The sequence below is a fragment of the Vibrio sp. 10N.222.52.B7 genome (assembly GCF_041474275.1).
Taxonomy (GTDB): Bacteria; Pseudomonadota; Gammaproteobacteria; order Enterobacterales; family Vibrionaceae; genus Vibrio; species Vibrio crassostreae_C.
Genome location: NZ_JBFRTU010000097.1, coordinates 4307 through 4977, shown reverse-complemented (window position 1 = coordinate 4977; position 671 = coordinate 4307). Strand labels below are relative to the sequence as shown.

The following is a 671-nucleotide window of genomic DNA, read 5'->3' as shown; positions in this document are numbered from 1 at the left end:
TCATGCACATCTATGATGAGAACAAGTTGGTTGGTATCGCCGTAACCGACATCATGGCTCACTGTACGAGCGCGTTTTATACCTTCTTCGCTCCTGATATAGACATTTCGATGGGAACACTTGGCGTTCTATTTCAGATCCAACATGCCCAGAAAGAACAAAAACAATGGTTATATTTGGGTTATCAAATCGATGAATGCCCTGCGATGAACTATAAAGTACGATTTCAACGTCATCAAAGGCTAGTAAATCAGCGGTGGCAAGGGTAGAATACGCGACAACTTTACATATTTTGATTTTAACGGCACAATCAAGCCGTTGAAAACCGCCAAATTTCGAAAGAGGATTAGATGGCTAAAGAAGACGTAATCGAGATGCAAGGCACTGTCCTTGATACTCTACCAAACACAATGTTCCGTGTTGAGCTTGAAAACGGTCACGTAGTGACAGCACACATCTCTGGTAAAATGCGTAAGAACTACATCCGGATTCTTACTGGTGATAAAGTAACTGTTGAGATGACTCCATACGACCTTTCTAAAGGCCGCATCGTCTTCCGTGCTCGTTAATTTTTAATTAGCGAATACAATAAGAAGCGGAGCTTAAGGCTCCGTTTTTTATTACCTGAGCTTTTTACTACACAAGCACATCAATCTCGCATCTCGCATCTC

1 protein-coding gene and 1 pseudogene are annotated in these 671 nt (G+C 41.9%); both read left to right on the top strand.

All coding sequences use genetic code 11. The features are described from left to right. Positions 1 to 269 (top strand): annotated as a pseudogene (locus tag AB4512_RS20290) (arginyltransferase); the annotation flags it as partial. Positions 270 to 350: 81 nt separating this feature from the next. After that, positions 351 to 569, top strand: coding sequence for a translation initiation factor IF-1 (infA, locus tag AB4512_RS20285; RefSeq protein WP_001040192.1), 219 nt, complete (start codon positions 351 to 353; stop codon positions 567 to 569). Positions 570 to 671 lie beyond the last annotated feature (102 nt).